Source organism: Variovorax sp. LG9.2 (genome assembly GCF_035018885.1).
Lineage (GTDB): Bacteria > Pseudomonadota > Gammaproteobacteria > Burkholderiales > Burkholderiaceae_C > Variovorax.
Genome location: NZ_JASJXB010000081.1, coordinates 1 through 1770, shown reverse-complemented (window position 1 = coordinate 1770; position 1770 = coordinate 1). Strand labels below are relative to the sequence as shown.

1 protein-coding gene and 1 pseudogene are annotated in these 1770 nt (G+C 63.2%); one reads left to right on the top strand and one right to left on the bottom strand.

Translation table 11 applies throughout. The features are described 5' to 3' along the window. Positions 1-127 precede the first annotated feature (127 nt). Positions 128-1047: pseudogene (locus tag QN413_RS26930) on the top strand (IS5 family transposase). Between the two features lie 58 nt (positions 1048-1105). On the opposite strand, the gene tnpC reads toward QN413_RS26930, so the two are convergent. After that, a partial coding sequence (gene tnpC, locus QN413_RS26925; RefSeq protein ID WP_323499624.1) for an IS66 family transposase occupies positions 1106-1770 on the bottom strand: 665 nt, incomplete at its 5' end.

Genomic DNA, 1770 nt, shown 5'->3' with positions numbered 1-1770 from the left:
GGATGTTGACGGTGGGATCGTCAATCTGGCACTTCCCGCGGCGCAGTGCAAGCAGTGCGGTAGGAGGGAGGCGCCCATACCATCTGATCAAGTCCGAAGTTGGCACGCTGCCTGCTTCACGCATTGCATGAAGCAACAGACTCTTGCCATGGCCGGTGACCAGAATGCGCAGTACGAACAGTTCAGGAGGCCCACGCGCCGCGACGCGTTCCTGGCCCACGATGGAGCGCATTGTTCCCTGGGAGGCTTTATGCGGCGTGATCGAGCCGTACTATCCGAAACCCGGCAATGGCCGCCCGCCGGTGGGCCTTGAACTCATGCTCACGATGTACTTCGTTCAGCACTGGTTCAACCTGGCCGATGTGGCTTGTGAGGACGCGCTGCTCGACAGCACCTCGCTGCGGCGATTCGTCGGCATCGACCTCGGTCGCGAGCGGGTGCCGGATGCGACGACGTTGTTGAAGTTCCGGCGACTGCTGGAAAAGCACAATCTCGGTGCTGCTCTGTTTGCGAAGGTGGGCGACGTGTTGCAGGCCAACGGCCTGAAGGTTGGCGCCGGCACCATCGTGGATGCGACCATCATCGGTGCAACGAGTTCGACCAAGAATGCCCAAGGCAAACGCGACCCGGAGATGCGCTCGACCAGCAAGAACAGGCAATGGTTCTTCGGTATGAAGCTGCACATCGGCGTGGACAGCAAGACGGGTCTGGCGCACAGCGCAGTGGTGACATCGGCGAACGTGCATGACAAGCATCCGTTGCCGGATCTGATGCATGGTGCGGAGACGCACCTGTACGGCGACTGCGCCTACTCCTCGCAGCAGGCGTTGATCCATTCGAAGGCGCCCAACGCCCAAGGATTGCACCAATCAACGGGTGATTCCCGGCAGTGCGATCGAGGGCCTGGAGAGGATCGTGAACCGGTTGAAGTCCAAGGTGCGCTCACGCGTGGAGCACGTGTTCGCGGTTGTGAAGCGGCTTTGGGGATTCAACAAAGTGCGCTATCGGGGCTTGTCCAAGAATGTCACGCGCGCGTTCGTGGTGTAAGCACCCGGCAAACACACATTGACGCAGCCGCCCCCAGGGTGTTCAGCCCTGCGGCAACTCAGTTCGTGACTGGCGGCACCCAGCAATGCGGCAGCAACTCCTCGACGCGGCTCATCGGCTGCGTCGGCAGCCGCATGAACACGTCCTTCAGATACGCGTACGGGTCGTGCCCGTTGAGCCGTGCCGACTGGATCAGACTCATGATCGCGGCGGCTCTCTGGCCCGCGCGCAAGCTGCCTGCGAACAACCAGTTCGAGCGTCCCACGGCCACCGGGCGGATCTGGTTCTCGATCCAGTTGTTGTCCGCCGGCAGGCGACCATCATCGATGTAGCGCGTCAGCGCCACCCAGCGCTTCAAGCTGTAGTCGATGGCGCGTGCCGTGGCCGAGCCTTCGGGCAACTGCTGGCGTTGCGCGATCATCCAGGCATGCAACGCATCGGCCAGCGGTCGGGCCCGGACTTGACGGATGCACTGGCGCTCGTCCGCATCGAGCGCGCGCACCTCGCGCTCCACTTCGTAGAGTTGTGCGAAGAAGCGCACGGCCGTCTCGGCGATCAGGCTCTTGCCCGTTGCCTGCAGGTCGACGAACTTGCGCCGTGCATGCGCCAGGCAACCCGCCTCCGTCACGCCCAGCGCGAAGCTGGCCTTGTAGCCACTGAAGTCGTCGCACACCAGGCTGCCGCGCCAGTCCCCGAGGAAGTCTCGGGCATGTGAGCCCGCCC